The sequence below is a fragment of the Baaleninema simplex PCC 7105 genome (assembly GCF_000332355.1).
In the GTDB taxonomy this organism is placed as follows: Bacteria; Cyanobacteriota; Cyanobacteriia; order Cyanobacteriales; family Geitlerinemataceae; genus Baaleninema; species Baaleninema simplex.
In genome coordinates, this window is the sequence record NZ_KB235958.1 from 1,968,501 (window position 1) to 1,974,284 (window position 5,784).

General features: G+C 48.9%; 5 protein-coding genes. 4 read left to right on the plus strand and 1 reads right to left on the minus strand.

Annotated features, from left to right (window positions below; translation table 11 throughout):
- Positions 1-88: 88 nt before the first annotated feature.
- Positions 89-625: a hypothetical protein gene (locus GEI7105_RS0110810; RefSeq protein WP_017660482.1), complete on the minus strand. Its 537-nt coding sequence runs from the start codon at positions 623-625 to the stop codon at positions 89-91.
- A 260-nt stretch (positions 626-885) separates the two neighbouring features.
- Between GEI7105_RS0110810 and GEI7105_RS0110815 the strand changes: the two genes are divergently transcribed.
- The 4 genes from GEI7105_RS0110815 (at position 886) to GEI7105_RS0110830 (ending at position 4,920) form a co-directional block, all read left to right on the plus strand.
- On the plus strand, positions 886-1,527 hold the full coding sequence (locus GEI7105_RS0110815; protein WP_026097580.1) for a Uma2 family endonuclease: 642 nt from the start codon (positions 886-888) through the stop codon (positions 1,525-1,527).
- A gap of 388 nt (positions 1,528-1,915) precedes the next feature.
- A complete protein-coding gene (locus tag GEI7105_RS0110820; RefSeq protein ID WP_017660484.1) occupies positions 1,916-2,866 on the plus strand; it encodes a DUF4351 domain-containing protein in 951 nt (316 codons plus the stop codon).
- 125 nt (positions 2,867-2,991) lie between these two features.
- Positions 2,992-3,954, plus strand: coding sequence for a DUF4351 domain-containing protein (locus GEI7105_RS0110825; RefSeq protein WP_017660485.1), 963 nt, complete (start codon positions 2,992-2,994; stop codon positions 3,952-3,954).
- A gap of 30 nt (positions 3,955-3,984) precedes the next feature.
- Positions 3,985-4,920 (plus strand): DUF4351 domain-containing protein, encoded by a 936-nt coding sequence (locus GEI7105_RS0110830; protein ID WP_017660486.1) that lies wholly within the window; start codon positions 3,985-3,987, stop codon positions 4,918-4,920.
- Positions 4,921-5,784: the final 864 nt, after the last annotated feature.

Genomic DNA, 5,784 nt, shown 5'->3' on the forward strand with positions numbered 1-5,784 from the left:
TAATTTTGTCGAGAAATATTATTGTAACTTATAAAGTGGACGAGTTAAGTCAATTCAGATTTATACCTTGAGTAAGACGGCTTCTTGTTCATTTTCCACCCCCAGCTTTTGATAACTTTTTCAGCAAACCCTCATTAGAAATGGCTTCAGTTGACTCTTCCCTTTCCTCCGCCACCGTTCCCGACTCCTGCGACTCCGATTCCACAGGTTCCACCCGCACATCCCTCGCCAACAACTGCTCCCCAATCTCCGCCGCCGTCTCTCCCAATGCTCCGCAGCCTTCCCCCCGCAACTGCACCATACGCCGCGCCAGTTGATGGTTCGGTACGGAAGACGACAGCAACTTCTTGCCAAATCGCTGCAACCAGTTGAGAAACCCAGGATCGCGCCAACGCTCTCCCAAATGTTCCCGTACCCGTTTTGGTGTCCATCCCCGTTCCACCCCGTTGAGTAACTGGAAAAAACGCACTTCATACTGCGCGTCACTGAGAGAAGAAAACTCGTCTTTTGACTTTGCAGGCGGAGGCGGTGGGGGTGTCCTTCGGAACCAGCCACGTACCCACGCCCACAGCCGTTTTACCCACGCCCACAGCCGTTTCAGCCAACGCCGCACCCAATGCCACATGGTCGAGTTTGGAAAAATCTACGGTTATACGATCGATTATGGCAGCCGAAAAACCCCACCGCCATGCCAAACCCCCCCCGACTGGCGCAGTAGACTGTAGGCGGAGCAGGTTTAGAAAATCAGTCGCCCTCAGCCGCGAATCGAGTCGTTCTATCCACCCGATTCTTATTTTTATTAACCTGCTCGTTCGACGAAGCAGAAATCGAAATTGTCAACAACTCAATCCAGAGTCTCGAATCGTCAAATTACGAGGTCAAACGATGGTTTTCACCACATCTCCTCGCTGCGATCGCGTGGTTCTCCACAACCTAACCTGGCAGCAATTTGAAACCCTCCTTCAAACCATTGGAGAATCTTACGGCGTGCGTTTTGCGTTCGATCGCGGAACGCTGGAAATCCTGAAAACCTGTCTCGATATCGAACGGTACAAAACTCAAATCGGAACCATTATTAAAGATATCGCCGAAGTTTTAAACATTGAATACGACTGTCTCGGTTCGACAACCTGGAAACGGGAAGCCAAACTCGCGGGAGTCGAACCCGACGATTGCTTCTACCTCCAAAACGAATCGAGAATTCGAGGATTATCTCGCTTCGATCTCGATCGCGATCCGCCTCCCGACTTAGCCTTAGAAATCGACTTAACCCATAAATCCCTCGATCGCCTTGCCATCTACGCCAGACTCGGCGTTCCCGAAATTTGGAATTACGACATCAAACGCAAAGAACTGACAATTTACCAACTCGACGCGGACAATTATTCCATCACCGAAACCAGTTCTATTTTTCCTCAAATTCCCGTTCGCGAGATTCCCGAAATTCTCGATCGCCACCGCCAAGAGGGACGACTCGCCACTCGTCGAAAAGTCAAAGACTGGGTTCGAAATCAAATTTCAGAGTAAGTCTGAAGAGAATTCACCGAAAAGGGTGCATCTCACTTTTGCGATCGGAACCCCACCCATCCTCCCCTTGCTAAGGGGAGGTGCCGAAGGACGTTCGGCGAGGCGTTCGACGAGCGCTCAGCCGAGTCGCGCTCAGTCGAGGCGCAGAGAGGTCATTCTACGAATTTGAGATGAACCCGCCGAAAGCTCGTTCTCAAAACCGAGTTTCTTGAGAAAAACAGTTTTTCTACCCAATTCAAATCGTTAAATCAAATTCACAAAAAAACAAAAAATTACTTTTTTATGTGTTAAAATAAAGACATAAAATAAATAGAAAAAATCTGACTAAAATCTCCTTACTTCACAACGATAAAAACAGAAATTATCGTAATCAGGAGACTGCCGAATTGTGTGCATCGACCACGATCGCCTATTCAAAACCCTCTTATCGACGTTCTTCTGGGAATTCCTCGATTTGTTCTTTCCAGCGATCGCCGAAGAGATCGATCGAGACTCCATCACCTTCCTTCCCCAAGAAGTCTTCACCGATATCACCTCCGGGGAACGCCGGGAAATCGACGTATTAGTTCGAGCTAAATTCCGCCAACAGGACAGCTTTTTCCTGATTCACACCGAAGCCCAAGCCTCAGTGCAAACCGGATTCGCCCGTCGGATGTTCCGTTATTTCGCTCGTTTAGACGAAATATACGGTTTACCCGTCTATCCCATCGCCTTACTGTCCTACGACATCCCGAAACGTCCCGAACCAGATACGTACACTGTGGCATTTCTTGACGGAGAAGTCTTAAAATTTCGATATCGGGTCGTACAACTGAACCGTCTCAACTGGCGAGACTTTCTGCGACAACCCAATCCCGTCGCGGCGGCGTTGATGTCGAAAATGCAAATCGCCGAGAGCGATCGACCCAAAGTCAAAGCCGAATGTCTGCGGTTGTTGGTGACGTTGCGGTTAGATCCGGCGAAAACAGCGTTGATTTCAGGTTTTGTGGATACTTACCTGCGGTTGAACGCAGTGGAGGAATCTCAGTTTAAAGCAGAGTTGGAACAGTTCGATTTGTTAGAGGAGGAACGAACGATGGAAATCATCACCAGTTGGATGGAACGCGGTATCGAACAAGGACGGGAGGAAGGTTTAGAGCGAGGGCGCGAACGAGAAATCTCGTTAGTTCTGCGTTTGCTCGATCGCCGTTTGGGAGGGGTCGATTCTCAGTTGTGCGATCGCATCCGTTCACTTCCCATCGACCACGTTGAAGCGTTAGGAGAAGCTTTGCTCGATTTCGAGACGGAAGCTGACTTAATCGCGTGGTTGGCGCAATATCCCGAATCTGAAGAATCCTAAAAACTATCGGAGTTGCGGAGAAAAAAGCCCTTGGACATGGGTGCATCTCAAAAATGTAAATCTATACGAGAGAATAAGGATTTCAGCCTCCAATTCTCATGTTTTTGCCAAACTGAGATGCACCCTTGGACATCGACCACGATCGCCTATTCAAAACCCTCTTATCGACGTTCTTCTGGGAATTCCTCGATTTGTTCTTTCCAGCGATCGCCGAAGAGATCGATCGCGACTCCATCACCTTCCTTCCCCAAGAAGTCTTCACCGACATCACCTCCGGGGAACGCCGGGAAATCGACGTATTAGTTCGGGCCAAATTCCGCCAACAGGACAGCTTTTTCCTGATTCACACCGAAGCCCAAGCCTCGGCGCAAACCGGGTTTGCTCGTCGGATGTTCCGCTATTTCGCTCGTTTAGACGAAATATACGGTTTACCCGTCTATCCCATCGCCTTACTGTCCTACGACATCCCGAAACGTCCCGAACCAGATACGTACACTGTGGCATTTCTCGACGGAGAAGTCTTAAAATTTCGGTATCGGGTCGTACAACTGAACCGTCTCAACTGGCGAGACTTTCTGCGACAACCCAATCCCGTCGCGGCGGCGTTGATGTCGAAAATGCAAATCGCCGAGAGCGATCGACCCAAAGTCAAAGCCGAATGTCTGCGGTTGTTGGTGACGTTGCGGTTAGATCCGGCGAAAACAGCGTTGATTTCAGGTTTTGTGGATACTTACCTGCGGTTGAACGCAGTGGAGGAATCTCAGTTTAAAGCAGAGTTGGAACAGTTCGATTTGTTAGAGGAGGAACGAACCATGGAAATCATCACCAGTTGGATGGAACGCGGTATCGAACAAGGACGGGAGGAAGGTTTAGAGCGAGGTTTAGAGCGAGGGCGCGAACGGGAAATCTCGTTAGTCCTGCGTCAACTCGATCGACGTTTGGGAGAGGTCGATTCTCAGTTATTCGATCGAATTCGTCAACTTTCCATTGACGATATTGAAGCCTTAGGAGAAGCTTTGCTCGATTTCGAGACTGAAGCTGACTTAATCGCGTGGTTGGCGCAATATCCCGAATCTGAAGAATCCTAAAAACTATCGGAGTTGCGGAGAAAAAAGCCCTTGGACATCGACCACGATCGCCTATTCAAAACCCTCTTATCGACGTTCTTCTGGGAATTCCTCGATTTGTTCTTTCCAGCGATCGCCGAAGAGATCGATCGAGACTCCATCACCTTCCTTCCCCAAGAAGTCTTCACCGACATCACCTCCGGGGAACGCCGGGAAATCGACGTATTAGTTCGGGCGAAATTCCGCCAACAGGACAGCTTTTTCTTGATTCACACCGAAGCTCAAGCCTCGGCGCAAACCGGATTCTCCCGTCGGATGTTCCGTTATTTCGCTCGTTTAGACGAAATATACGGTTTACCCGTCTATCCCATCGCCTTACTGTCCTACGACATCCCGAAACGTCCCGAACCAGATACGTACACTGTGGCATTTCTTGACGGAGAAGTCTTAAAATTTCGATATCGGGTCGTACAACTGAACCGTCTCAACTGGCGAGACTTTCTGCGACAACCGAACCCCGTCGCGGCGGCGTTGATGGCGAAAATGCAAATTGCAGAGATCGATCGACCCAAAGTCAAAGCCGAATGTCTGCGGTTGTTGGTGACGTTGCGGTTAGATCCGGCGAAAACAGCGTTGATTTCAGGTTTTGTGGATACTTACCTGCGGTTGAACGCAGTGGAGGAATCCCGGTTTGAAGCGGAGTTGGAACAGTTCGATTTGTTAGAAGAGGAACGAACCATGGAAATTGTCACCAGTTGGATGGAACGCGGTATCGAACAAGGCTTACAGCAAGGACGCGAACGGGAAATCTCGTTAGTCCTGCGTCAACTCGATCGCCGTTTGGGAGGGGTCGATTCTCAGTTGTGCGATCGCATCCGTTCACTTCCCATCGACGAGGTTGAAGCGTTAGGAGAAGCCTTACTTGATTTTGAAAGCGAAGCTGACTTAATCGCGTGGTTGTCGCAGTATCCCGAATCTGAATCGTAAGGTTCTCTCACAACCAATTTTTTTCGAGAAACCCGGTTTTTTACGATTTACTACAGGAAGAACGAACGATGGAAATCGTCACCAGTTGGATAGAACGCGGTATCGAACAAGGACGGGAGGAAGCACGTCAAGGGTGTATTCCAGTCTTGCAATGAGTAAGAATACTTAGAGCGGTTTGAGAGAAGGGAGTTAAGCTAAAAGGAGTTGCCCAAGTCGGAGTCAAGCCTAGCTCATGGATGCTGAAAAACGTCGCCAAATTCAAGCTCACACTCGAGCGATCGCTGCTGCTCGAGATCGGCTTCAGCGTTGGCGAAGGATGCGTTGACACACAGAAGTAACGAACAGCGTTCTAGATAGGGCTTGCTGAAAAAGTATTAACGTTAAAGTTAGGAAAGGGAACAGGAAATCGGAGGCGGAGGAATGCGAGCGGCTCGCGATTTTCTTCCGAATTTTAGACCCATTATGGCTGAAAACTCGGAACTTGTTTTAAATCGATTCCCTTAACGTTCTGGTTTCATAAAGGCTTCAGTTTTATTCAGCACACCCTATTTCAAATTCAGGTTGATGAACGTTCGAGAACTTCTACAACTCAAACGAGAAGAAATTTTAGGGTGCATCTCAAAACTGTAAATTTATCAAATTGGAGTCTCTGCGGTGAATTGAGCTGTTGTTGGGTTTCGTATCGCTTCACCCCTGGACGGCAGCGTTGCCGAAGTCTAACCTACTCCAGACTTATATTTTTACAAAAGTGAGATGCACCTTTCCCTTCCTTTACCAACCGTCTTTTTCAGCAAGCCCTAAGCTAGGTTTCAAGAAGTCTTTACCACATCCCCCCTTAGCCCCCTATCCCCCCTTCGCCCCCCT

What these genes read in the sequence shown, in the direction of transcription:
- GEI7105_RS0110810 (WP_017660482.1), bottom strand. Translation starts at nt 625, where the DNA reads ATGTGGCATTGGGTGCGGCGTTGGCTGAAACGGCTGTGGGCGTGGGTA.
- GEI7105_RS0110815 (WP_026097580.1), top strand. Translation starts at nt 886, where the DNA reads ATGGTTTTCACCACATCTCCTCGCTGCGATCGCGTGGTTCTCCACAAC.